The 23,952-nt window shown below is 69.5% G+C and carries 23 protein-coding genes; 12 read left to right on the forward strand and 11 right to left on the reverse strand.

The window, feature by feature from the left end:
- Positions 1–31: 31 nt before the first annotated feature.
- Positions 32–1,099 carry a LacI family DNA-binding transcriptional regulator gene (locus AB0N59_RS13880; protein WP_363484473.1) on the reverse strand — a complete coding sequence of 356 codons (1,068 nt, stop codon included), beginning with the start codon at positions 1,097–1,099 and terminating at the stop codon, positions 32–34.
- Positions 1,100–1,281: 182 nt separating this feature from the next.
- Here AB0N59_RS13880 and AB0N59_RS13885 point away from each other — a divergent pair, with 182 nt between their 5' ends.
- The 6 genes from AB0N59_RS13885 (at position 1,282) to AB0N59_RS13910 (ending at position 6,776) form a co-directional block, all read left to right on the forward strand.
- On the forward strand, positions 1,282–2,151 hold the full coding sequence (locus AB0N59_RS13885) for an ABC transporter substrate-binding protein (protein WP_363484476.1): 870 nt from the start codon (positions 1,282–1,284) through the stop codon (positions 2,149–2,151).
- 60 nt (positions 2,152–2,211) lie between these two features.
- Entirely contained in the window at positions 2,212–3,000 is a 789-nt protein-coding gene (locus AB0N59_RS13890; protein WP_363484479.1) for an amino acid ABC transporter permease, read from the forward strand.
- The gene (locus tag AB0N59_RS13895; protein ID WP_363484482.1) at positions 2,997–3,767 is read left to right on the forward strand and encodes an amino acid ABC transporter ATP-binding protein; all 771 of its coding nucleotides are present in this window, start codon (positions 2,997–2,999) and stop codon (positions 3,765–3,767) included. Before AB0N59_RS13890 ends, AB0N59_RS13895 begins: the two co-directional genes overlap by 4 nt.
- Positions 3,767–4,846 (forward strand): Gfo/Idh/MocA family oxidoreductase, encoded by a 1,080-nt coding sequence (locus tag AB0N59_RS13900; protein WP_363484484.1) that lies wholly within the window; start codon positions 3,767–3,769, stop codon positions 4,844–4,846. Before AB0N59_RS13895 ends, AB0N59_RS13900 begins: the two co-directional genes overlap by 1 nt.
- 2 nt (positions 4,847–4,848) lie before the next feature.
- Positions 4,849–6,024, forward strand: a complete 1,176-nt coding sequence (locus AB0N59_RS13905; RefSeq protein ID WP_363484486.1) for an FAD-binding oxidoreductase — start codon at positions 4,849–4,851, stop codon at positions 6,022–6,024.
- 119 nt (positions 6,025–6,143) lie between these two features.
- Positions 6,144–6,776: a flavin reductase family protein gene (locus AB0N59_RS13910; protein ID WP_363484489.1), complete on the forward strand. Its 633-nt coding sequence runs from the start codon at positions 6,144–6,146 to the stop codon at positions 6,774–6,776.
- Positions 6,777–6,896: 120 nt separating this feature from the next.
- Here the strand turns inward: AB0N59_RS13910 and AB0N59_RS13915 are convergent, their stop codons facing one another.
- Together AB0N59_RS13915 and AB0N59_RS13920 are read right to left on the reverse strand one after the other, a co-directional pair.
- Positions 6,897–7,277: a VOC family protein gene (locus tag AB0N59_RS13915; protein WP_363484492.1), complete on the reverse strand. Its 381-nt coding sequence runs from the start codon at positions 7,275–7,277 to the stop codon at positions 6,897–6,899.
- 95 nt (positions 7,278–7,372) lie between these two features.
- Complete coding sequence (locus AB0N59_RS13920) at positions 7,373–8,830, reverse strand: amino acid permease (protein WP_363484495.1); 1,458 nt, start codon at positions 8,828–8,830, stop codon at positions 7,373–7,375.
- Between the two features lie 172 nt (positions 8,831–9,002).
- On the opposite strand from AB0N59_RS13920, the gene AB0N59_RS13925 reads away from it, so the two are divergent.
- Positions 9,003–10,130, forward strand: coding sequence for an acyl-CoA desaturase (locus AB0N59_RS13925; RefSeq protein WP_363485006.1), 1,128 nt, complete (start codon positions 9,003–9,005; stop codon positions 10,128–10,130).
- A gap of 58 nt (positions 10,131–10,188) precedes the next feature.
- Here AB0N59_RS13925 and AB0N59_RS13930 read toward each other — a convergent pair whose 3' ends face one another.
- Both AB0N59_RS13930 and pgi read right to left on the reverse strand, forming a co-directional pair.
- Complete coding sequence (locus AB0N59_RS13930) at positions 10,189–10,800, reverse strand: NAD(P)H-dependent oxidoreductase (RefSeq protein ID WP_363484498.1); 612 nt, start codon at positions 10,798–10,800, stop codon at positions 10,189–10,191.
- 85 nt (positions 10,801–10,885) lie between these two features.
- The gene (pgi, locus tag AB0N59_RS13935; RefSeq protein ID WP_363484501.1) at positions 10,886–12,568 is read right to left on the reverse strand and encodes a glucose-6-phosphate isomerase; all 1,683 of its coding nucleotides are present in this window, start codon (positions 12,566–12,568) and stop codon (positions 10,886–10,888) included.
- Between the two features lie 109 nt (positions 12,569–12,677).
- Here pgi and AB0N59_RS13940 point away from each other — a divergent pair, with 109 nt between their 5' ends.
- Both AB0N59_RS13940 and AB0N59_RS13945 read left to right on the forward strand, forming a co-directional pair.
- Positions 12,678–13,607 carry an aldo/keto reductase gene (locus tag AB0N59_RS13940; RefSeq protein WP_363484504.1) on the forward strand — a complete coding sequence of 310 codons (930 nt, stop codon included), beginning with the start codon at positions 12,678–12,680 and terminating at the stop codon, positions 13,605–13,607.
- Between the two features lie 17 nt (positions 13,608–13,624).
- Entirely contained in the window at positions 13,625–14,449 is an 825-nt protein-coding gene (locus tag AB0N59_RS13945; protein WP_363484507.1) for a sulfurtransferase, read from the forward strand.
- 25 nt (positions 14,450–14,474) lie between these two features.
- On the opposite strand, the gene AB0N59_RS13950 is transcribed toward AB0N59_RS13945, so the two are convergent.
- Complete coding sequence (locus AB0N59_RS13950) at positions 14,475–14,957, reverse strand: Lrp/AsnC family transcriptional regulator (RefSeq protein ID WP_363484510.1); 483 nt, start codon at positions 14,955–14,957, stop codon at positions 14,475–14,477.
- Between the two features lie 147 nt (positions 14,958–15,104).
- Here AB0N59_RS13950 and AB0N59_RS13955 point away from each other — a divergent pair, with 147 nt between their 5' ends.
- The 3 genes from AB0N59_RS13955 to AB0N59_RS13965 all read left to right on the forward strand — a co-directional run bounded on the left by AB0N59_RS13955 (position 15,105) and on the right by AB0N59_RS13965 (position 17,453).
- On the forward strand, positions 15,105–15,479 hold the full coding sequence (locus tag AB0N59_RS13955) for a PLDc N-terminal domain-containing protein (protein WP_363484513.1): 375 nt from the start codon (positions 15,105–15,107) through the stop codon (positions 15,477–15,479).
- 106 nt (positions 15,480–15,585) lie between these two features.
- Positions 15,586–16,215 (forward strand): helix-turn-helix domain-containing protein, encoded by a 630-nt coding sequence (locus AB0N59_RS13960; protein WP_363484516.1) that lies wholly within the window; start codon positions 15,586–15,588, stop codon positions 16,213–16,215.
- The gene (locus AB0N59_RS13965; RefSeq protein ID WP_363484519.1) at positions 16,212–17,453 is read left to right on the forward strand and encodes an MFS transporter; all 1,242 of its coding nucleotides are present in this window, start codon (positions 16,212–16,214) and stop codon (positions 17,451–17,453) included. Before AB0N59_RS13960 ends, AB0N59_RS13965 begins: the two co-directional genes overlap by 4 nt.
- Positions 17,454–17,459: 6 nt before the next feature.
- On the opposite strand, the gene AB0N59_RS13970 is transcribed toward AB0N59_RS13965, so the two are convergent.
- Genes AB0N59_RS13970 through AB0N59_RS13990 form a run of 5 tightly spaced genes read right to left on the reverse strand, consistent with a single transcriptional unit; the run spans position 17,460 to position 23,927 of the window.
- Positions 17,460–18,407 carry a DUF1731 domain-containing protein gene (locus AB0N59_RS13970; protein ID WP_363484522.1) on the reverse strand — a complete coding sequence of 316 codons (948 nt, stop codon included), beginning with the start codon at positions 18,405–18,407 and terminating at the stop codon, positions 17,460–17,462.
- A complete protein-coding gene (locus tag AB0N59_RS13975; protein ID WP_363484525.1) occupies positions 18,404–19,024 on the reverse strand; it encodes a DUF4166 domain-containing protein in 621 nt (206 codons plus the stop codon). Before AB0N59_RS13975 ends, AB0N59_RS13970 begins: the two co-directional genes overlap by 4 nt.
- 18 nt (positions 19,025–19,042) lie before the next feature.
- Positions 19,043–20,785, reverse strand: a complete 1,743-nt coding sequence (locus tag AB0N59_RS13980) for a serine hydrolase (RefSeq protein ID WP_363484528.1) — start codon at positions 20,783–20,785, stop codon at positions 19,043–19,045.
- A gap of 11 nt (positions 20,786–20,796) precedes the next feature.
- Positions 20,797–22,116, reverse strand: coding sequence for a DUF1343 domain-containing protein (locus tag AB0N59_RS13985; protein WP_363485008.1), 1,320 nt, complete (start codon positions 22,114–22,116; stop codon positions 20,797–20,799).
- A gap of 5 nt (positions 22,117–22,121) precedes the next feature.
- On the reverse strand, positions 22,122–23,927 hold the full coding sequence (locus AB0N59_RS13990) for a glycoside hydrolase family 3 protein (protein ID WP_363484531.1): 1,806 nt from the start codon (positions 23,925–23,927) through the stop codon (positions 22,122–22,124).
- Positions 23,928–23,952: the final 25 nt, after the last annotated feature.

The raw sequence follows: 23,952 nt of genomic DNA on the forward strand, positions 1-23,952 counted from the left end.
GCCCCGCTCCGTCCGCCACGCGGGGCGCGTCTCAGTCCTCCGGCGGTGCCGCCACCGACCCGCGCTCGACGAGGGTCTGAGGCAGCACGGTCGTCTCGGGAGGGCGACCGTCGCCGCGGATGCGGTGGAGCAGGGTGCGCGTCGCCTGCGCGCCGATCTCGTGGATCGGCTGCTCGACCACGGTGACGCCGGGGGTGGTCAGGCTCATCCACGGAGCGTCATCGAACCCCGCGAGCGACAGCTGCTGGGGGATCAGGACACCACGCTCCTGTGCGGCCTTGAACACCGCCAGCGCGATCAGGCTGTCGGATGCGATGATCGCGGTCACCGCGGCTTCGCCGTCGAGCAGCCGGGCGGCGAGCACGTCGACACCGTCGCGGCGAGCGTTGAGGTGGACGAAGGATTCCGGGTGCGCGATGCCCGCGGCGGCCAGAGTCTCGACGAAGCCGATGACGCGGTCGGCCACCGCCGATGACGACAGCTCTTCTCCGGCGCGGAAGGCTCCGTCGTGGGCGAGCGTGGAGATGAACGCTATGCGGCGGTGGCCGGCGTCGAGCATGAGCTCTGTGAGCTGCCGCGCGCCCGCGCGGTTGTCGGTGATCACCGCGTCGACGTCGACGCCGGGCACCGTGCGGTCGAAGAGCACGAGTGGTCGGCCCGCGTCGAGCACGGGCTGCAGATTGCCGGGCTCGAGCGACGATGCAGGTGCGATGAGAAGACCGTCGACCTGCTTGGCGAGCTGCACGGCGACGGCCTTCGCCTCGACCGACGGCTCTTCGTCGGAGTTCGACAGGATGAGGTCGTAGCCGGCCTCGGCGGCGACATCCGCCGCCCCGCGGGTGGCCTTGGCGAAGAACGGGTTCTCGATGTCTCCGATGATGATGCCGAGAGTGTTCGACCGTCCGGTGCTCATGGTGCGTGCGAGCGCATTCGGCCGGTAGCCGAGCTCATCCGCCGCCTTCTGCACCCGGTCGCGTACGGCATCGCTGACGGCGCCGTAGTCGCCGAGCGCCCGTGCCGCCGTGGCCTTCGATACCCGCGCGACCCGAGCGACATCGCTGACCGTGGCCTCTCGGCGCCCGGTTCCCGTTTCGCTCATGTCGTCCTCTCGTGTCTCCGCGCCAGCGGTGGATCGCTCTCGAACCTATCGGTTGACGTCGCGTCGGAAGCCGTGTAGCGTCCATCGAAACGAATTGAGACCGGTCTCAATCTAGCAGTTTGAGACCGGTCTCACCACAAGCCCCCTCCACCCCGTGGATCTGCAGTTCAGAGAGGAACACCATGAGCATCCGCTCCACCCTCCGCCGCACGGCGCTCGCCGCCGTCGCGGCCACCGCCGCGATCGCGCTCGCCGCGTGCTCGCCCTCCGCCGCCACCGGCGGCGACGGCGCCGATGCGTCGGGAGACAACCCCTACGGGCTCATCACCCCCGGCGAGATCCGCGTCGCCAGCCTCGGCGACTCCAAGCCCTACACGTTCACCGACGAGTCCGGCGAGTTCACCGGCTTCGACGTCGAGCTGTTCACCGACGTGGCGAAGCGCATCGGCATCGACAAGGTCGTCTTCACCGGTCAGGACTTCTCGGGCCTGCTCGCCGCCGTCGCGAACGGCCAGTTCGACGTCGGCGTGGCCGCGATCGGCATCACCGACGAGCGCAAGCAGACGGTCGACTTCTCGGACGGATACCTCGCCGGCTACCTCACGGTGATGGCGAGCCCCGACAGCGACATCACCGACGAGGAGAGCCTCGCCGGCAAGCGTCTCGGCGTGGTGCAGGGCACCCTGCAGGAGGCCTACGCCGTGAAGAACTTCACCGACACCGAGCTCGTCCGCTTCCCGGACAACAACTCGGCGATCTCCGCAGTCAACAGCGGCTCGATCGACGCGCACTTCCTCGACTACGAGGCCGCCAAGGAGTACGCCGAGCAGTACGGCCTCGAGAACGCGATCGACATCCCGTCGTTCGACGCGCCGGCCGGCTTCGCGATCGCGAAGGGCAAAGACGAGTTCAAGGAGGCGCTGAACGACGCCCTGCACGACGCGATGGAGGACGGCACCTGGAAGGAGCTCTACGAGAAGTGGTTCCCGGGCTCCCCGATGCCCGACCAGTATCTGCCCAGCGACGAGCAGGGCGAGGGCGACGGCGAGTAATCGCCTCGTCGGTGCGGGGCCTCGGGCGACCGTGGCCCCGCACCTCGAACAGGAGATCCCATGGACTGGCTCGACAAGCTCATCAAGACGTTCCTCGACTTCGAGGCGATGTGGAAGGTTCTTCCGCAGCTGCTCGGCACGGGGCTGGTGAACACCCTGATCATCTCGGTGGCCGCCACCGTGCTCGGCATCGTCATCGGCATGATCCTCGCGGTCATGGGCGTCGCCCGCACCGCGTGGCTGCGCGTTCCCGCCCGTATCTACACCGACGTCTTCCGCGGGCTGCCCGCGATCCTGACGATTCTGCTGATCGGGCAGGGCTTCGCCTCGATCAGCCGGCAGATGTTCGGTCCCTCGCCGTACCCGCTCGGCATCCTGGCCCTGAGCCTGATCGCGGGCGCGTACATCGGCGAGATCTTCCGCGCCGGCATCCAGTCCGTCGAACGAGGTCAGCTCGAGGCCTGCCGGGCTCTCGGCATGAGCTACGGCTCGGCCATGCGCCTGGTGGTGGTCCCTCAGGGCATCCGCCGGGTCCTGCCGGCGCTGGTGAACCAGTTCATCGCCATCGTGAAGGACTCCTCGCTGGTGTACTTCCTCGGGCTGCTGGTGACGGAGCGGGAGCTGTTCCGCGTCGGCCAGGATGCCGCAGTGCTGACCGGCAACCTGTCACCGCTGGTGATGGCCGGCATCTTCTACCTCGTCATCACCGTGCCGCTGACCCACCTGGTCAACTACTTCGACAACCGGTTCCGCACCGGCCGCCGCAAGCCCACCCCGCCCAAGAGCGGCCTGGAAGAGGTCGCCGAGCAGTCCCTCAGCCCGGTCTACACCCGTGGAGAGAACACATGACCTACACCTCGCCCCTGCCCGTCACCGAGGGTCGCTTCTACGAGGGCTCCCGGCTTCGGATCGAGAACCTCCGCATGGCGTACGGCGACATCGACGTCATCAACGACGTCTCGCTCACCGTCGAGCCCGGCACCACGACCTGCATCATCGGACCCTCGGGATCGGGCAAGTCCACGCTGCTGCGGGGCGTGAACCGCCTCCACGAGCCCAAGGCCGGCCAGGTCCTCCTCGCGGACGACGACGCGCTGACCCTCAAGCCCGACGTGCTGCGCCGCCGGGTAGGACTCGTCTTCCAGCACTTCAACCTGTTCCCCGACCACACCGCGCAGCAGAACGTCGCTCTTGCACTGCGCAACGTGAAGCGCCTCCCGAAGGGCGAGGCCGAGCGCATCGCCCTCGCCAGGCTCACCGAGGTCGGCCTGGCCGAGCGCGCAGATCACCGACCCCGAGACCTCTCGGGCGGGCAGCAGCAGCGCGTCGCGATCGCCCGTGCCCTGGCCATGGAGCCCGAGGTCATGCTCTTCGACGAGGCGACCAGCGCTCTCGACCCCGAGCTGGTCAAGGGCGTGCTCAACCTGATGGCTGAGCTCGCCCAGCGCGGCATGACGATGCTCGTCGTGACGCACGAGATGGGCTTCGCACGCAAGGTCGCCGACCAGGTCGTCTTCATGGACGAAGGGCGAGTGGTCGAGGCGGGCACGCCCGAGCAGATCTTCGACGATCCCCAGAGCGACCGCCTGCGCCTCTTCCTCTCGGAGGTGCTGTGATGGCGACGACGTCAGCCGACCCGATCCGCACCGCCGTCATCGGCTACGGAGTCTCCGGCCGCGTGTTCCACTCGCCGTTCCTCGACGCCGATCCGGCGTTCTCGCTCGGTGTCATCGTCACCGGCGACGCGGGCCGCGCGGCGGATGCCGCAGCGCAGCATCCGGATGCCCGGGTGCTCGCATCCGTCGAGGAGATGCTGGCGGGCGCAGGCGACCTCGACCTGGTCGTGATCGGCACGCCGCCGGCCACGCACGCCGGCATCGCGACCGCCGCGCTCGATGCAGGCCTGGACGTCGTCGTCGACAAGCCGTTCACGCCCACCTCGGAGGAGGGCCGCGCGCTGATCGCGCACGCCCAGAGGCTCGGCCGCCGGATCACGGTGTTCCAGAACAGGCGCTGGGACGGCGATTTCCAGACCGTCCGCGAGCTGACCGAGACCGGTCGCCTCGGCGCGGTGCGTCGCTTCGAGTCGCGCTTCGAGTGGTACAAGCCCGAGGTGCGGGCGAGCTGGAAGGCCGAGGCGTCAGCGGCTCAGGGCGGCGGCATCCTGTTCGATCTCGGCACGCACCTCATCGATCAGGCCGTGCAGCTGTTCGGGCCGGTCGCCGAGGCGAGGGCCGAGCTGGCGGTGAACAGGCCAGGCGGCCTCGCCGATGACGACGCTTTCGTCGCGCTGCAGCACGAGTCGGGCACCATCTCGCACCTGTGGATGAACTCTCTCGCGCCGCAGTTCGGGCCTCGATTCCACGTGCTCGGCTCGCTCAGCGGGTACACGAGTCATGGCCTGGACGGGCAGGAGGCCGCGCTGGGCGCCGGAGCCTCGCCCGCCGACGAGGACTACGGCGTCACGCCGGCCTCGCGATGGGGGCTCTTCGGTGTGGAGGGCTCGCTGGAGCCGCTGCCGATGCGCCGCGGAGACTATGGCGCCTTCTACCGCGCCCTCGCGGACGCGCTCCGCCACGACGCCGACCTGCCGGTCGACCCGGCCGACGCCGTCGCGGTGCTCGAGATCATCGAGCGTCTGCACGCCGAGACGCCCCTGCGTCGCCCCGACCTCTCCGAACAGAACGAAGGATGAAGATGACCAACTCGCAGCCACTGCACGTCGTCGTGATCGGCGCCGGGATCCTCGGCGCGTCGACCGCAGCGCACCTCGCGCGCTCCGGCGCCCGGGTGACGCTCGTCACCGCCGGGAAGCCGGGCGACGGGGCATCCGGTCGCTCGATCGCCTGGCTGAACTCCTCGGGCGCGCGCTCAACGGAGTACCGCTATCTGCGCCTGATAGGGCTCGACCGCTACCGCACCTGGCGGGAGCGGCACCCCGACAGCTCCTCTTACCTGCGCTTCGACGGGGCTCTGAAGTGGGGCGGCGAGGATGAGAGCTTCCGCGACACGTTCGACTACGAGCGCGCGGGCGGCTATGACTCGCAGTGGCTCGACAAGGAGCAGATCGCGATTCTGGCGCCCGATGTGGATGCCGATGCGGTCTCGAGTGAGGGCGCGATCTTCAACAGGGGAGAGGGCTGGGTGAACCTGCCCGACCTCATCGCCGCCCTGCTCGCTGAGGCGGCAGCGGACGGGGCGGAACTGATCGAGAACGCCGGAGAGGTGCGCGTGGATGTGCGCGATGGCGCCGCTGCCGGCGTCGTCCTCGGCGACGGCACTCCGCTGGCGGCCGACCGGGTGGTGCTGGCCACCGGCGGCGACGTTCCCGCCCAGCTCGCGGCCCTCGGCGTGACGGTGCCCGACGCCACCCCCGCGGCGTTCGTCGTCATCACCGAACCGGTCGAGCCTCGGGTGAGGACGGTGCTGAACACCCCGCGCGTCGCCGTGCGCCCCATGCCCGACGGACGCCTCGTGCTCGACGCCGACTGGGCCGAGCGGTCGATCGTCGTGGAGCCCGACGGATCGCTCACCGTGCCCGAGGAGTCGGTGCGCGGTCTGCTCGACGAGGGATCGCGCGTGCTCGCCGGCCACCCCACGCTCGTCGCACAGCGCGTGGCGGCCGGCCTGAAGCCCATCCCGGGCGACGGCGAGCCCGTGGTCGGGCCGGTGCCGGGCATCGACAACCTCTCCACGCTGTTCACGCACTCGGGCGCCACCCTCGGGCTCATCCTCGGGGAGCTCGTCGCAGAGGAGATCGTCACGGGCAAGCCATCGCCGGTGCTCGACGCCTTCCGGCTGGACAGGTTCGCCGCGGGTGCCGAGCTCGACGAGGTGGGCATCGGCGCGTGGGCGCCGGTCACCAGCTCCTGATCGGAACGGGCGGAAGAGGGCGGATGCTGTGCAGCATCCGCCCGCTTCGCGTCTGAGAGCCGCGACTGCCGAACCCGTGCGCGTCCTCGGCCGACGCGGCGCTGGCCGAGAATGGAGGGATGGAGAGAACCAGGAATGTCGATCTGCCGGTGCTGTACTTCGGGACACCTGTCGCCTTGATCACCACGGTCAACCCGGACGGATCGTCGAACATCAGCCCGATCTCATCGGCATGGGCCCTGGGCGATCGCTACATGCTCGGACTGGGCGCGGAGGGTCAGGCATACGCCAACCTGCAGCGCGTCGGCGAGCTCGTCATCAACCTGCCCTCGGCCGACCTCGCGCCTGCCGTCGAGGCGATCGCCCCGACCACGGGCCGCACGCCCGTTCCCGACGAGAAGAAGGCGAGCTATCGTCACGAGAGCGACAAGTGGAGCCTCGGCGGCTTCACGCGCGTCGGCTCGCAGGACGTCCTTCCAGCTCGGATCGGCGAATGCCCCGTGCAGATCGAGGCGCGCGTCGCGCAGCTCATCGAGATCGACGGCGGCAGCGCGGTCGCCGTCGAGGCCGAGATCCTGCGTGTTCACGCGTACGAGAGCATCCTGAGGCCTCAGGGCCCCGATCGCGTGGACACCGACAAGTGGCAGCCGCTGTACTACAGCTTCCGTCACTACTTCGCCCAGGGGCCCCGTGTGGGCTCGAACTTCCGCGCCCCTCTGCTCGACGAACCCGCGCCCGTCACCAGCTCCTGATCGAGCCCGGGCAGAAGAGGGCGGATGCTGTGCAGCATCCCCCTCTTCTCGTCCGCGCCCTGCGGCTGCTCAGCCCTGCGCGCCGTAGTCGGGCAGCTGCTGCAGCCGCCCTGCGGCTGCTCAGCCCTGCGCGCCGTAGTCGGGCAGCTGCTGCAGCGTCCAGGTGTTGCCGTCGGGGTCGTCGAAGGTCACGAAGCGGCCCCAGGCGAGCTCATCGACACCGCGAGCGTCGACGCCGACCGACCGCAGGTGCGCCAGCGCCTCATCGGCATCAGGCACGACGACCTGGATCGTGTTCTGCTGCCCGGGTTCGAGGTCGACGCCGAGGCCCGTGCCGAAGGCGATCGAGCACGCCGACCCCGGCGGGGTCATCTGCACGAAGCGCAGCTCGTCGTTCACCTGCTGATCGTGGTCGGGGTTGAAGCCGATCTTGACGTAGAACTCCTTCGAGCGGTCGACATCGGTCACCGGTACGAAGATGAGCTCGATCTTCCAGTCCATGCTGCTGCGCCTTCCTCGAGATCGCGGGAGCACGCGCCCCCGTCGTCACGCTACGCCTGGCCACCGACATCGGACGCAGAGGGCGCAGGCCGGGATCAGGCGCTCGGCACCCCGGCGTCGGCCGCCGCCCTGCGCTTGCGCAGGTTGCGCCTCACCAGCGGCCAGACCGCGATGAGCACGCCCGTCGCGATCAGGCTCGTCCACACCTGGGTGCGTCCCGCCTCGGTGGTGAGCATGACGACGAAGACGGCGGCGATCGCGACGATGAGCAGGATGTTCAGCCACGGGTGCAGCCACATGCGTAGCTTCAGGCCGGCGACCTCCTCGGGAGTCATCTTCTGGCGGAGACGCATCTGGGTGAGCGCGATGAAGACGTACACGAACAGCGCGACCAGGCCGGCCGAGTTCATGATGAAGTCGAAGACGCCCGAGGCGGGGGCCGCGAAGTTCACGATCGTGGCGACGACAGCGCCGCTGGTCGACGCGACCAGGGCCCACAGCGGCACGCCGTTACGAGACCGCTTGGCGACGAACCGCGGTGCGAAGCCCTGATCGGCGAGCGCTGCGAACATGCGCGATGCCGAGTACAGGCCCGAGTTGAGCACCGAGATCACGGCGGTGAAGATCACGAGCTGCATCACGACGGCGGCGCCGGGCAGCCCCAGCAGCGAGAACACCTGCGTGAAGGGCGCGGCCGCCACGTTCACGGGCTCGGGAAGCTCGTTCCACGGGATGACCATGGTGATGATCAGCACAGCGCCGACGAAGAACAGCAGGATGCGCCAGATCACCGTGCTCGTCGCCTGGCGGATGCCCTTGGCGGGATCCTCCGACTCGGCGGCGGCCATCACGGCGATCTCGGTGCCGAAGTACGAGAAGATGACGAGCGCCACTCCCGTCAGCGCCACGCCGATGCCGTTCGGGGCGAAGCCGCCGTGCTCCCACAGGTTCGGCACGGAGAAGGAGGCGTTGGGCCACAGGCCCAGAGCGAACAGCAGACCTGCGCCGAGGAACACCACGATGGCGATGACCTTGATGCTCGCGAGCCAGAACTCGACCTCGCCGAAGGTGCGCACCGAGATGGCGTTGGTGCCGATGAAGATGAGGATCAGCAGCAGCGACCACGCCCACGACGGGAGGAAGGCGAACCACTCGTGCAGGGTCTCGCCGCCGAGCACCGCCTCGTACGCGAGGACGCCGACCCAGAAGTACCAGTACAGCCAGCCCACGAGATAGGCGGCCCAGTCGCCCAGTCCGACGCGGGCGTACTCCATGAACGACCCGATGGTCGGACGCGCCGCCGCCATCTCGCCCAGCATGCGCATGGCGAGGAACACCAGCAGGCCGCCGAGCAGGTACGAGAGGATGGCCGCCGGCCCGACCGAGCGGATGACATTGCCGGAGCCGACGAAGAGGCTCGCGCCGATGATCCCGCCCAGGGTGATCATCATCACGTGACGGGAGCGGAGCTTCTTGCCTGCAACCGCGTGGCCCGCCGACGTCTCGGGAGAGACGGGTCGCGAGTAGGGGGAGGACGGGGAGTCGTCGGTCATCCGAACAGTCTTCCTGCTCGCCGCCGCGATCACCAAGTCCGTGTCCGCCCCCGGAGAAAGATGACGACGTATGCGCCCGCACGCATACCGACCCGCGTAGCGTGGGCACCAGCGATCGGCATCCGCCTTTGGCTGACGCAGCTCAAGGGCATCCGATCGGCAGGAGAGCATCATCAGTTCCACCCACATCGACACCGACGTCGACAGCGGCGCAGCGATCCTCGGACCGGTCCGCCAGACCTACTCGGGCACGGCCGAGTTCCCCCCGATGGCACACGCCTACAAGCAGGTGTCGCAGGTCGTCCGCGAGACCGGACTGCTGCAGCGCGCCTCCTGGTTCTACATCCTCGTCGCCGCCGGCATCGCCCTCGCGCTGGGTGGAGCCGTCACGGGGTTCATCCTGCTCGGCGACAGCTGGTTCCAGCTGCTGATCGCCGGAGCACTCGGCATCATCTTCACCCAGATCGCCTTCCTCTCCCACGAGGCCGCCCACCGGCAGATCCTGAGCTCGGGGCCGGCGAACTTCCGGCTCGCCCGCATCCTCGCGGGCTCGATCGGCATGAGCTACTCGTGGTGGGACTCCAAGCACACCAAGCATCACGGCAACCCGAATCAGGTCGGCAAGGACCCCGACATCGAGGTCGACACCATCTCGTTCCTCGAAGAGGACGCCGCGAAGTCGCGCGGACTGATCCGCCTCATCACCCGCAAGCAGGGGTGGCTGTTCTTCCCGCTGCTGACGCTCGAAGGCCTGAACCTCCACTACATCGGGCTGAAGCACCTCCTGACGAAGAAGAAGGTCAAGGGACGCTGGACCGAGCTCGCCATCATCGCCGTGCGCTTCGCGATCGTGCTGATCCCGGTGTTCATGATGCTTCCGCTCGGAATGGCGTTCGCGTTCATGGGCGTGCAGCTGGCTGTCTTCGGCGTCTACATGGGGGCGTCTTTCGCGCCGAACCACAAGGGGATGCCGATCATCGACCCGAACGCCCGCCTGGACTTCTTCTCGAAGCAGGTGCGCACCTCTCGCAACATCCGCGGCGGCTGGTGGGCGACCGCGCTCATGGGCGGTCTCAACTACCAGGTGGAGCACCACCTGTTCCCGAACATGCCCCGCCCGCACCTCGCGAAGGCACGCGAGATCGTTCGCGACTACTGCCTCTCGAACAACGTCCCGTACACCGAGACGAGCCTGGGCCGCTCGTACGCGATCGTCATCGAGTACCTGAACCGCGTCGGCCTCGCCGCCGGGGCCGACCCGTTCGACTGCCCGGCGGCCGCGCAGCTGCGCCGCGCCTGACGAACGGAGGAAGGCGGATGCCCACGGGCATCCGCCTGCCTCTGTCTCTGCGTGGCGATCAGGCCTTCGGGTACGCCTGCTCCTTGAGCATCCGGGCCAGGTGCGCGGCGTTCGCCGCCGCGGTCGTGATCGTCTGCGCGACCTTCTCGGGCGTCTCGTCGAGGTCCTTGTAGTCGGTCGAGCCCATCGCCTCGCCGTTCCAGTAGATCGAGCCCTGCGCGGGAATCGTGAAGCCGACGTCGTTCAGCGACTGGAACAGGATCGCCGCGATGTGGTGCGCGCCGTCTTCGTTGCCCACGATGACGGCGAGCGCCACCTTGTCGAACAGCGTCGGGCGGCCCTGCTCATCGGTCTCGCTGAGCTCGGCGTCGAGCCGCTCGAGCACGCGCTGCGCGACGCTCGAATGCTGACCCATCCACGTCGGCGTCGCGAACACGAGGATGTCGGCCGCGAGCACCCGCTCTCGCAGCGAAGGCCACTGATCGCCGTCGCCCATGTCGGCCTGAACGCCGGGCCGGATGTCGTGGTCGACCGCGCGGATGCGGTCGGCGGTCACCCCGTGCTCGGCCAGGGCGTTCAGCACCTGCTCGCCCAGAACGTGGGTGCTCGAGCCGGAGGGCGACGGCTTGAGGGTGCAGTTGATCAGAAGTGCGCTGAGCGTGTCATCCATGCACCGCACGGTACGCGCGGCGGCTGCCGTCGAGCAGGGGGTTCCGGATGCCCGGCTGCTGCGCTACGGGCATCCGGTGCGGGAATCAGCGGGCGCGGTTCGCCTGGTAGTAGGCGAGCAGGGCCTTGGTCGACGGGTCCTGCGCCGCGAGGGCCTCTTCGTCGCCCTCGATAGCCGGGGCGATCTGCATGGCCAGCTGCTTGCCCAGCTCGACACCCCACTGATCGAAGGAGTTGATGCCCCAGATCACGCCCTGCGTGAACGTGATGTGCTCGTACAGCGCGATGAGCTGGCCGAGCACGGCCGGCGTGAGCGCGGGAGCGAAGATCGACGTCGTCGGGCGATTGCCGGGGAACGTCCGCGCGGCGACGAGGGCACCGGTCGTGCCCTCGGCCTCGACCTCTTCGGCCGTCTTGCCGAACGCGAGGGCCTTGGTCTGCGCGAGGAAGTTCGCCAGGAACAGGCCGTGCACGTCGGTGCCGCCGTCGGTCAGCGGGTAGGCGGGGTTCACGAAGGCGATGAAGTCGGCCGGGATCAGACGCGTGCCCTGGTGGATCAGCTGGTAGAACGCGTGCTGGCCGTTCGTGCCCGGTTCGCCCCAGAACACCTCGCCGGTGTCGGTCGTGACGGGCGTGCCGTCCCATCGCACAGACTTGCCGTTCGACTCCATCGTCAGCTGCTGCAGATATGCGGCGAAGCGGCTCAGCTGCTGCGCGTAGGGGAGCACGGCGTGCGACTGCGCGCCGAGGAAGTTCACGTACCAGACGTTCAGCAGCCCCATCAGCACCGGCACGTTCTGCGCCAGCGGCGTGGTGCGCACATGCTCGTCGACGGCGTGGAAGCCGGCGAGCAGCTCGCGGAAAGCGGATGGTCCGAAGACGATGGCGAGCGACAGCCCGATCGCCGAGTCGACCGAGTAGCGGCCGCCCACCCAGTCCCAGAAGCCGAACGCGTTCTTCGGGTCGATGCCGAACGCCTCGACCTTGTCGAGGGCGGTCGAGACCGCGACGAAGTGGTGGGCGACGGCGCCCTTGCGGCTCGCGTCGTCGTCATCCATCACACCGGATGCCGAGAGCCCGGCCCACAGCCAGTCGCGCGCGAGGCGCGCGTTGGTCAGCGTCTCGAGCGTCGTGAAGGTCTTCGATGCCACGATGAACAGAGTCGTCTCGGGATCGAGGTCGGTCGTCTTCTGCGCGATGTCGGTCGGGTCGATGTTCGACACGAACCGCGCCTCGATCCCGGCATCGGCCAGCGGCTTGAGCGCCTCGTAGACCATGACGGGGCCCAGGTCCGAGCCGCCGATGCCGATGTTCACGACGTGCGTGACCTTCTTGCCCGTGACGCCGGCCCAGTCGCCTGAGCGCACCCGGTCGGCGAACGCCGACATCGAGGCGAGCACGGACTGCACGTCGTCGTCGACGTCCTGCCCGTCGACGACCAGCGCAGGAGACGCGCCCTCAGGGCGACGCAGCGCCGTGTGCAGCACAGCGCGGTCTTCGGTGGTGTTGATGTGCTCGCCCGCCAGCATCGCCGCATAGCGCTCGGCGACACCCGTCTGCTCCGCCAGCCGCACGAGCGAGGCGACGATCTCGTCGGTCACGAGGTTCTTCGACAGGTCGACGTGCAGATCGGCCAGCGGCAGCGAGAGACGCTCGACGCGGGTCGGGTCGTCGGCGAACCAGCCGCGCAGGTCGGGTGAGAACGAGTCCCGGATGGCCGACAGCTCAGCCCAGGCGGACGTGGACGTGGGATCGATCGGTGCGCTCATACACGCAACGTTAGCGTCGTGTCCGAACCGCTGCGCGGCCGATGTCGCACCCCAGGGGCCGGGTGTCGACGGTGGCGGGTAGCGTGGTCACCGGACCTCAGGAGGAACGATGAAGACAGTGCCGTTCGGAAACCGCACCGCCCCCGCGGTGATCGCCGGGATGATGCGCATCCCCGACAAGACCGATGTCGAGGTCCGCGAGCTCTACGACACCGCGCGTTCGGCCGGTGTCGACTTCTTCGATCACGCAGACATCTACGGCGGCGCCATGCACGTCTGCGAGGCGCGCTTCTCGTCGGCCCTGCAGCTCAGCGCCGCGGAGCGATCCGAGATCGTGCTGCAGACCAAGTGCGGCATCGTGCCGTCGCAGCAGATGTTCGACTTCTCGTACGAGCACATCACGACCCAGGTCGAGGGCTCGCTGAAGGCCCTGCGCACCGACTACATCGACGTTCTGCTGCTGCACCGCCCCGACGCGCTGGTCGAGCCGGATGAGGTCGCCCGAGCCTTCGACGAGCTCGAGGCCGCAGGCAAGGTGCGCGCGTTCGGCGTCTCGAACCACACTCCCCGTCAGATCGATCTGCTCCGCACGGCGGTGAGCCAGCCCCTCATCGCGAACCAGCTGCAGCTGTCGATCACCCACTCGCCGATCATCGCGCAGGGGATCGCCGCGAACATGGCGGGGGAGGAGCAGAGCGTCGTCCGCGACGGCGGGGGCATTGTCGACTACTGCCGCATCAACGGCATCACGGTTCAGGCGTGGTCGCCGTTCCAGGCCGGGTTCTTCGACGGGGTCTTCCTCGGCAATCCGAAGCACCCCGAGCTGAATGCAGTCATCGACAGGCTCGCCGCGAAGTACGACGTCGCCCCGATCGCCATCGCCACGGCCTGGATCACGCGCCACCCGGCGAAGATGCAGGTCGTGCTCGGCACGACCACCCCGCAGCGCGTCGCCGACGCCGCCGCCGGAGCAGACGTCGAGCTCACCCGCGCCGAGTGGTACGAGCTGTTCCGCCTCGGCGGCCACATCGTCCCCTGACCGGAGGAACGCTCGCCATGCATCCGATCATCTCCGCCGCCGAGCTGCGCGAGCGGCTCGACACCGTGCATGTGCTCGACGCCCGCTGGTCGCTCGGCCGCACCGACGGTCACGACCAGTACCTCGCCGGGCACATCCCCGGAGCGGTCTTCGTCGACGTCGAGCGTGACCTCACCCGTCACGGGGAGCCGCACGAGGGCCGTCACCCGCTGCCCGACGACGCCGCGCTCGCCGCGGCCGCGCGCCGGTGGGGTGTGCGGCAGGGTGCGTCGGTGGTGGTCTACGACGACGACCGGATGCTTCCCGCGTCCCGCGCCTGGTGGGCCCTGCGACGCGCGGGGCTGGAGGTGCGGGTGCTCGACGGCGGCTGGCAGGCCTGGCTGAGCATCGGCGGGGAAGTCGAGACGGGTGAGGTCGTCGTGGCCCCGGGGGACATCGTTCTCGGGTCGCCGGGCGACGACGGCGTGATCGACACCGAGGCCGCCGCCGGCTGGCCAGACAGGGGCACGCTGCTGGATGCCCGGGTCGCTGAGCGCTACCGCGGCGAGACCGAGCCCATCGATCCGATCGCCGGGCACGTCCCTGGCGCGAAGAACCTGCCGATCGGGCAGCTGCTCACCGATGATGCGCGATTCCGCCCGGCATCCGACATCGCGGCTGCTTTCGACGCCGTCGGAGCCACGGCCGGCACGGCGACCGCCGCGTACTGCGGGTCGGGCATCACCGCAGCCCAGCTGGCACTCGCCGGCGCGATCGCCGGAAGAGACGTGACGGTCTACCCCGGCTCATGGAGCGCGTGGTCGAACACCCCGGGGCGGCCGGTCGCGACCGGCGCGGAGTGACAGGCCGGCCGGCTCGGCGGGGTGATCAGAGGCCCCTCGCGCCCGGCGCCTGAGCGAAGATCAGGCTCGTGCTCGTCGACGCGACTTCGGGGCGGAGGCTGATCGTGTCGGACACCAGCTCGCGCAGGACGGTCGCATCGGCTACGGCCACGTGCACGAGGAAGTCGCGGTCGCCCGCCAGGAAGTAGACGCGCTCGGTGGCGGGCAGGTCCTCGAGATAGGACTGGAACCGACGAAGATCGCCCCGGGCGTGCGCGTGCAGCCGGATCGAGATGAGCGCTTCGAGGTGCAGCCCGATGGCCGCCGGGGAGATCTCGGCGTGGAAGCCGACGATGACCCCGTTGGCCTGCAGTGCCCGCACGCGCTTGAGGCAGGTCGACTCGGCGACTCCGACGATCGCCGCGAGATCCGAGTTGGAGATGCGGCCGTTCCGGCTGAGCTCAGACAGGATGAGGCGGTCGGTGGCGTCGAGCTCGTTCCTCGGGGCCGCGGATGATGCGACGGGCATGGGGCTGCTCCTGGGGTGTGCGCGAAGATCATGGTCGATGCACGACGATCCTATGCACGATCTTCGGCCTGCGCGCTTCTGCGTCGACGGATCTGCGACGTCGATGCCGGAGGGTCCCGTGCGCCGAGGACGGTCTAATCTGAGATCATGCCGTTCCTGTTCACGCTGATCACCATCGCCCTGATGGTGTTCGCGCTCGTCGACATCATCCGTCGCGACGACAGCCAGGTGCGGTTCATGCCGAAGTTCGTCTGGCTGCTGCTGGTGATCCTGCTGCCGCTCATCGGCAGCGTGCTGTGGTTCGCGATCGGCCGTGAGTATCCGGAGGGCGGGATCCGGATCGGTCGGCCCGCGCGACTCGATACCTCCGCCGCGCCCCCGGTTGCGACAGCCCCTCCGGCCGATTCGCGCACGACGGAGCAGCAGATCGCCGACCTCGACCGCGAGATCGAGGAGTGGCGGCTTCGGCAGGAGATCGAGAAGCGCAAGCGGGAGCGCGGAGACGACCTCGGCGACGCCTGAGGCCGCGCCTGATCCTCCGGATGCCGGCTCCACCGACGTCACCACTGTGCATAGAAACTATGCAAAGAACTTGTGCATACCGCGGGTGGGCTGACACCATGGGTCTATGACTGAGGACGAGGGTCGCGGGATCCGTCTCGATGAGAAGCAGATCCGGGTGCTCGCGCATCCGCTGCGGGCGCGCATCCCCGGACTCCTGCGGATGCGCGGTCCGGCGACCGCGACGGACCTGGCGCGCCTGCTCGACACGAACTCGGGGGCGACCAGCTACCACCTCCGGCAGCTGGCCGAGGTGGGCCTGGTCACGGACACGGGGGAGGGTGTCGGCCGGCGCAGAGAATGGCGGGCGACGAGCGACTTCCACTCCTGGTCGCCATCCGACTTCGACGATCGACCCGACGCCGCAGCCGCCGTCGGCTGGCTTCAGCGAGCGTACCTGCGGGACTTCGTCGAGCGCGCCGAGCGGTGGGAGGAGGCCGCTCCGGGCTGGTCGGCCGAATGGCGCGATGCTCTCGGCCTCAGTGACACCGTGGTGGAGGTGACCCCGGAGCAGGCCCGGGCGATGCACGCCGAACTGGCCGAGGTGCTCGACCGCTATCGCACCGTCGGCGCCGGTGACCAGGACGCGGTCCGGCTGCACGTCACCACCCACGCCGCCCCCTTGCAGTTCTCGTCGGGCGGCCGTCCGGCAGGCCCGCCTCCCCATGAGGCCGGCCAGGGTCCGACCCGACCATGAGCGCGCTCACGCTGCGCCAGGCCGAGCGGCGATTCGTCCTGCTCACCGCGATGCGCTGGCTGCCGGCGGGTCTCACGTTCGGCATGATCGTCCTGCTGCCACTCGAGCGCGGACTCAGCCTCGCCGAGATCGGCGTGCTGATGTCGCTGCAGGGATTCGTGGTGCTCGGCCTCGAGCTTCCCACCGGAGGACTGGCGGATGCCATCGGCCGCAGGCCGCTGCTGCTCGCAGGCGCCGCCATCGCCGTCGCATCCACCTGGGTGTTCCTCATGGCCGAGTCGTTCGTCGTCTTCGCCGTCGCGCTCGTGCTGCAGGGTCTGTTCCGCGCGCTGGACTCGGGCCCGCTCGAGGCCTGGTTCGTCGACGCCGCGCTCGCCGACGATCCGGATGCCGAGCTCGACAGGTCGCTCGGCCGGGCGGCCGCGGCGCTCGGTACGACCATCGCCCTCGGCGCAGCAGCCGGCGGCGCGCTGGTGGCCTGGCATCCGATCGCGGGCTCTTCGGCGCTCGTGCTGCCGTACATCGTCTCGGCCGCCGTCTACGCGCTGTTCGGCGTGCTGGTGGCGCTGCTGGTGCGCGAGCCGCACCGCGAGCGTGCGTCGCTGGCCTTCGCCGTCCGCGAGACGCCGCTCGCGATGCGCGGGGGGCTCAGGCTTCTTCGCGGTTCGCGGGTGCTGCGGGGGCTCGTGCTCGTCGAGGTGTTCTGGAGCATCGCCATGATCGCGTTCGAGTCGCTCGCACCTGTGCGTCTCACCGAGCAGTTCGGCAGCGAGAGCGCGGCGGCCGCCGTGTTCGGGCCGGCCTCCGCCGTCGCGTGGGGACTGTTCGCCGTCGGCTCGTCATCGGTCGTCTTCGTGCGACGGCGGCTGGGACCCGCAGGAGCGGCGATGCTCGTGCGGCTCCTCAACGGCGCCGTCGTGGTGGTGATGGGCGTCGCCGCAGGACCGGTCGGTCTGCTGATCGGCTACGGGTTCGCGTACCTCACGCACGGAGCGGCGGGGCCGCTGCACAACGCCCTGCTGCACAGGCAGAGCGGCCCGGAGACGAGGGCGATGGTGCTGTCGATCAACTCGATGATCGCCGGCGGCGCATACAGTCTCGGACTGCTCGCGCTCATGCCGCTCGCCCAGTCGACGAGCACCATCATCGCCATCGTCGCGGCCGGCGCCTTCAGCATGCTCGGCGTCGTGGGCTACCTGCCCGCCTTGCGCCAGCAGCGGGCCGCTGGCGCCGACTGAACCGGATCAGACGAGGGAGGCGCGCAGCGCTCCGTCGAGATCCGGATGCCGGAAGACGTAGCCGGCGGCGATGAGCTTCTCCGGCAGCACCCACCGGCTCTTGAGGATCAGCTCTGTCTCGGTGCGGATGCCCATGGCGCCCAGCTCCAGCATCCACCGAGGCAGGGGAGGGCCGATGCGTGCGCCGACGGCGCGGCGCACCGCAGCCATGAAGGTGCGGTTGTCGGCCGGGTTCGGCGTGCAGGCGTTGATCGGACCGTCGAGATCGGGATGCCGTTCGACGAAGTCGATGATGCCGAGCACATCGTCGACGTGGATCCAGCTGAACCGCTGCCTCCCGCCGCTCGCACCCGGAAGGTGCGCAGTGCCCGCCGCCCGTCGTGCGGCCGAGACCGGCCACCGGCCGTCGAGCTGCGTGCCGCCGAGGCCCAGCCGGGCGAGGTTCCGCAGCGGGCCGAGCACACCCGCGTCGCCGAGCACGATCGCGGTGCGCAGCGCCACTCGGCGGGTCGCCGGAAGGACATCCGCCATCAGCGCCCGCTCCCACGCCCTCGCGACCTCCACCGAGAATCCGGTGCCGAGCTCGCCGCCGGATTCGGTCATCGGGCGGTCTTCTGCGTGCCGGTAGATCGTCGCCGTCGAAGAGTTCACCCACAGCGCCGGAGGCATGGCCGCCCGACGGATCGCCGTGCTGAGCGCGGCGGTCGTGTCGATCCGGGAACGGAGGATCTCCGCGCGGTTCTCGGGCGTGTACCGGCAGCTCACGCTCTTGCCGGCGAGCCCGATCACGAGAGCCGCGCCGTCGACGGCCGCGTCGATGCCGCCCTGGTCGCCCCAGGTCAGATCTGCGCCGGACCGCGAGATCGTGATGACCTCTCGCCCTTCCGTGCGGTACTTCTGCAGAAGGTGCCGACCGATGAAACCCGTCGATCCGCCGACGACGACGCGCGTCACTCCCGCTCCTGCTCGATGCGGAACGAGAACGTGCCCGAGTACTCGTAGATGCGGCCGATCAGCGGCACATCGACCGTCAGCTCGATCCGCTGCAGACCCGCCTGCTTCTCGGCGCTCTCGCGCAGGCGCACGACCGGCGCGGCGATGCGCGGGATGCGCACGCGGGCGCCCGCGAGGCGCACGCCGACCGCTCGGCTGCGCAGGGTCAGCGCATGCTCGGCGATCGCGACGTCGAACGCGACAGCCAGCGCCGTCGGCTCGCCGATCTGATCGATGACCCGCCCGCCGGGGCGCGCGGTGACGGTGTCCTTCATGACCCAGTCGCCGTCGGGCAGGTGCAGGGTTCGCACGCTGACGGCCCGACCGGCGATCGTGCGGTTGCGGATGGTGAACGGCACGTTCTCGTGCCATCCGGAGAGCACGGCCCCGCTGCCCTGCAGCACCCGCAGCACGGGCCACAGCCAGCGCCGCGGCGTGCCGACGCGCTCGAACACGCCCTCGCCGATGCCGACGCTTCCGCGCGGCACCGGCGAGAAGTACGTGTGCAGGGCCGGGTGCAGACCCGGCCGCTGCTCGCCCAGGGCCCGCAGATACGGGGACTGGGGCACGTGATCCATGCTTCGACACTACCCGCGTCAGCGGTCGGTCACGATGAAGCCCTCCGCGACGAAAGCGTCGGGCGACGCCTCTCCGTTGACGACGACCTTCCTGCCCTGACGCAGCTTGACGCCGTCGACGTACAGGCCACGGCCCTGGGTGTTCGCATCGGTGGTGTAGCGCCAGCGCAGCACCGTGGTCCCCGCGGGAACGGCCGCCTCGGCTCTGCCCCACGTGCGCGCACCCTGGTTCTCATAGGTGCCGTCGGTGGTGATGGATGTGCCGTCGCGCCGCACCGTGAACGGCAGCGGCGACCAGGTGCGGCCGCCGTCAGCAGAGCCCTCCAGAGCGAACACGTCGGTGGCCTCGATGTCGGCGAACACATCGAACTCCAGCGTGCCTGCCGCGGCGTTCGGCACGTCCAGCGAGAGGGTGTGCTCGGCCGCGTCGTCGGTCCCGCCGAACCACGCCGTCCTTCCCTTCTGCGGTGAGACCGCGAGTGCGAGCGCGAGCCCCTGCGCCGCTGCGCGGCGGGCGGGATTGTTCGAGCCCCAGCTGCGACTGGGATGCACGCGGTTGGTGAGCAGCACGACGAACGACCGCGACGTGAAGTCGATCACGAGCGATGTGCCGGTGTAGCCGGTGTGCCCTGCGGTCGACGGCGCCGCGAGGCCACCCATGTACCAGAGCTGGTTCAGCTCGAACCCCAGTCCGTGCGAATCGCCGGGGAACTCGGTGTTCTCGTCCGTCACCATCGCCAGGACCGACGCCTCGGAGAGGATGCGGCTGCCGCCGTAGACGCCTCCGTTGAGCATGGTCTGCGCCAGCACCGCCATGTCGCGCGTGGTCGAGAAGATGCCGGCGTGGCCCGCGACGCCGCCCAGGCTCCAGGCGTTCTCGTCGTGCACCTCGCCCCAGACCATCCCGCGATCGGGGGAGGACTGGAACTCGGTCGCCGCGATCCGCTCGCGCTGAGACGCGTCGGGGTTGTACCCCGTGTCGCTCATGCCCAGCGGTGCGGTGATGCCCGCCTCGACCAGCTGATCGAGAGTCGAGCCGGTCAGCCGCTCTGCGAGCACGCCGAGGGAGATGAGGTTGAGGTCGGAGTACTCGTACACCGTTCCCGGCGGGTTCTTCACCTTCACGTCCATCACGGCGCCGATCCGTGCGGCCTTGTCGTCGTACGCGCTCCACAGCGGAAGCCACGAGACCAGGCCCGAGGTGTGCGTGAGCATCTGCCGGACGGTGATGGTCTCCTTGCCGCCGTTCGCGAACTCGGGCACATAGCTGCCATAGGTCGCGTCGAGATCGACCAGGCCCTTCTCGACGAGCTGCATGATCACGATCGAGGTGAAGAGCTTGCTCACCGATGCCATGTCGTAGATCGTGTCCTGCTGGGCGGCGATCCGCTCATCGGCCGGCAGCTTCGTGTCGGCGTCGGCGTAGAGCAGCGAGTACCCGGTGTGGTGCTCGCTGACGATGCGCCCCTGATGGCCCATGACCCCCACGGCTGACGCGTACATCGGCTTGGTGCCGGGCGTCGACGGCGACGCGAAGGCGTCAATCGATGCCCACGCCGCGTCGATGGGCGCCGGATCCAGACCCAGCGCGGCAGGCTCTGCCTGCTGCAGCACCGTGCGTGCGTCCATGAACCCTTCGGCCGGCGCGTCGTACTGGCCGGTGCGACCGCCGGCGCCCGCGGCGTCGGCGTACGCCGGGGTGAGGCCACCGGCGATGAGGAGGCCTGCTGTCGTGACGCAGACGAGGCCCAGACGTGTCACTCGCGGCCGCATCATTCGCGCGGTCCCGGGTAGAGCAGGAACGGTTCCGTGTCGTCCCGGAAGCGAGCGAGCTCGGGCTGCCAGGCCGCGATGATCTCCTCGGCCGATGCGCCGGCTTCGAGCTGCTGCTGGAAGCGTCCCGACCCGGTGAGCAGGCCGATCCACCTGCCGCCGTCCCCGCGCCATGCGAAGTCGGGGTAGAGGCGACGCGCCTCGACCAGCATGTGGGTGGCCACGGCGATGGCATCCACCTTCTCGGCATCCATGATGTGCACCTGCACGCCCGCGCACACCTTGTTGGCGTTCTTCGAGAACGTCGGCGTGAAGTACGCCTCACGGAACTCGACGCCGGCCAGCTTGCGCTCGTTGAGAGCCGCCGCCCACCGGTAGTCGAGGTACGGTGCTCCGATCAGCTCGAACGGGCGCGTCGTACCCCGCCCCTCCGACCAGTCGGTGGCCTCGACCATCCCGGTGCCGGGATAGAGCACGGCCGTCTGCGGCGTCGGCATGTTCGGCGACGGCGGGATCCACCGCTCGGCCTGGTCCGGCCCGACCATCTGACGGCGCCAGCCCTCGGCCTCGACGACCTGCAGATCGGTCAGGGGCTTCTGGCCGGCGCGCTGCATGAACGTCGCGTTGAAGTAGCGCGCGAGCTCGCCCACCGTCATGCCGTGCTGCTGCGCGATCTCCAGCAGCCCGACGCCCGAGGTGAAGCCGGGCTGCAGCACCGGGCCGCGAGCCCGGCCGCCGAGCGGGTTCGGGCGATCGAGCACCACGAAGCGCAGGTCTCCCGCCTGCGCGGCCGCCTGCATAGCCGTCCACATGGTCCAGATGTAGGTGTAGAACCGCACGCCGACATCGCGGATGTCGAACACGACGGTATCGACCTCGGCCTGGGCGAAGAAGCCGGCGAACTTCGCGACCGTGGCACCGTACGCGTCGTACACCGTGACTCCGGTGCGGGGGTCGACCGAGGTCTCCTCGGCCTCGCCCGCCTGGGCCGTGCCGCGGAAGCCGTGCTCGGGGCCGAACACCGCACGCAGGTCGACGTCGTGAGCCACCATGTCGTCGACGATGCTCGTGAAGTCCTCGAGCACGCCCGTGGGGTTGGTGATCACGCCGACCCGTCGTCCGGCGAAGATCCGCCAGCGATCGGCGGCCGCGATGTCGGCTCCGTTGCGAACCGGACGACCCTTGCCGGGCTTATCCGGCTTTCCGGGCTTGTCGGGCTTGCCGGCGGCGAAAGCCGATCCGCCGGTGGCGACCACTCCCGCCGCGCTCGCCGCGGCGATGCCGGCGGCACGGAACACTCCTCGTCTGCTGATGACCATCGTGCTCACCACCCCAGTCCGTGGCCGAACGGGTAGAGGACCTCACCCGAGCCGGCGCTGCTGTAGATGTCGACCGGCAGCTTGCCCTGCGGCTCGATCTCGCCCGTGATCAGCTTCGCGAGCGACGCGAGGGCGGGGGTCGCGTACGAGTACGTGGCGATGAAGTTGTCGACGCCGGGCAGCTGGTTGACGTCGTAGGGGTTGCGCACCCCGGCAACGACGAGGTGGGTGTCGGTGCCGTCGAGGGCGGCGACGAGCTGCTTCTGCCTGCTCGTCGCGGTGACGCCGTTGGTGAGCACCACGGTGACGTCGTGCTCTGCGGCGGCCGCGGTGGCCTGGTCGATGAGACCCGCCGAGGGGGCGGTTCCGGTGGGGAGAGTCGTGACGGTCGCGCCGCGAGCGGTGAGCTCGGCGGCGAGCGTGCGTCCGGTCGCCTCTCCGTATCCGGTGACGAGCACCGACTTGCCGTCGACCGCGACCGGCAGTGCGTCGTTCTCGTTGCGCACGAGGGTCGTGGTGCGGTCGGTGATCTTCTCGGCGGCACGCAGGCTTCCCTGGCGCCCCACGACGTTCATCACCTTGTCGACCTCGACGGTGGGACGCTTGATGACGCCCTGGTCGTACTTCATCTTCAGGATGCGGGCGACCGACTCGTCGATCCGCTCTTCGGTGAGACGTCCCGAGTCGAGCGCCTGCTCGACGGCCGCGTACGCGGCGGGCGGGTCGGCGGGAAGCAGCAGCTGGTCGACTCCGGCTTCGATCGCGCGCACCGCGACCTCGCCGTCGCCGTACTTCTGCCGCACGGCGGCCATCTCGAGGCCGTCGGTGACGATGACCCCTTCGAATCCGAGCGCCTCGCGCAGCTGACCGGTGACGATCTTCTTCGAGAGGGTGGCGGGGTCGCCGCTGTCGTCGAGCGAGGGCACCACGATGTGGGCGGTCATGATCGAGTCGACCCCGGCCGCGATGGCGGCTTCGAACGGCGGTGCGTCGATCCGCTGCCACTCCTCGAGGGTGTGGGTGATCACGGGCAGGCCGGTGTGGGAGTCGGTGGCGGTGTCACCGTGACCGGGGAAGTGCTTGGCGGTCGCGACGATGCCGGCGTCGTCCTGATAGCCGCGCACGGCTGCGGCGGTGAGCTGTGCGACGAGGTCGGGGTCGGACGAGAAGCTGCGGACGCCGATCACAGGGTTGTCGGGATTGACGTTGACATCTGCATCGGGGGCGTTGTTCTGGTGGATGCCCATGGCGAGCAGCTCCTGGCCGGTGATGGCGGCGGCGCGGCGGGTGTCCTTCGCGCTGCGGCCGGCGCCGAGGGCCATGTTGCCCGGGAAGAGCGTCGCGGGTGATCCGATGCGGGTGACGAGACCCTGCTCCTGGTCGGTGCTGATCAGCATCGGGATGCCGGCGCCGGCATCCGCGGCTGCCGCCTGCAGGCCGTTCGAGAGCGTGGCGACCTGCTCGGGGTCGGTCACGTTGTCGCGTGCCGAGAACAGGATGAAACCACCGGGCTCGTACTCGTCGACGATCTCGGCGGCACTCGCCTCGCCGTACATCTTGGTGTTGCGCGGGTCTGCCGTATCGGCCGACGGGCCGTAGGCGAAGAGGATGAAGAGCTGTCCGATCTTCTCCTCGAGCGTCATGGACTCGAGAGTCCGGTCGACGTACTGCTCTGCCTGGCGCTCCTTGCCCGGAGGGGCATCGCCTGCGCCCCTGCCCTGCGCGGCCGATGCGGCGGCCGGTGTCAGAGTGGCGGTGAGCGCTACGGCCGCAGCGGCGGCCACAGCGCGATGAGCAGGTCTTCTCAGCATGACGTCTCCTCCTTGAGTCGCGTCC

The sequence above is a fragment of the Microbacterium sp. NPDC089321 genome, assembly GCF_040684935.1.
Taxonomy (GTDB): Bacteria; Actinomycetota; Actinomycetes; order Actinomycetales; family Microbacteriaceae; genus Microbacterium.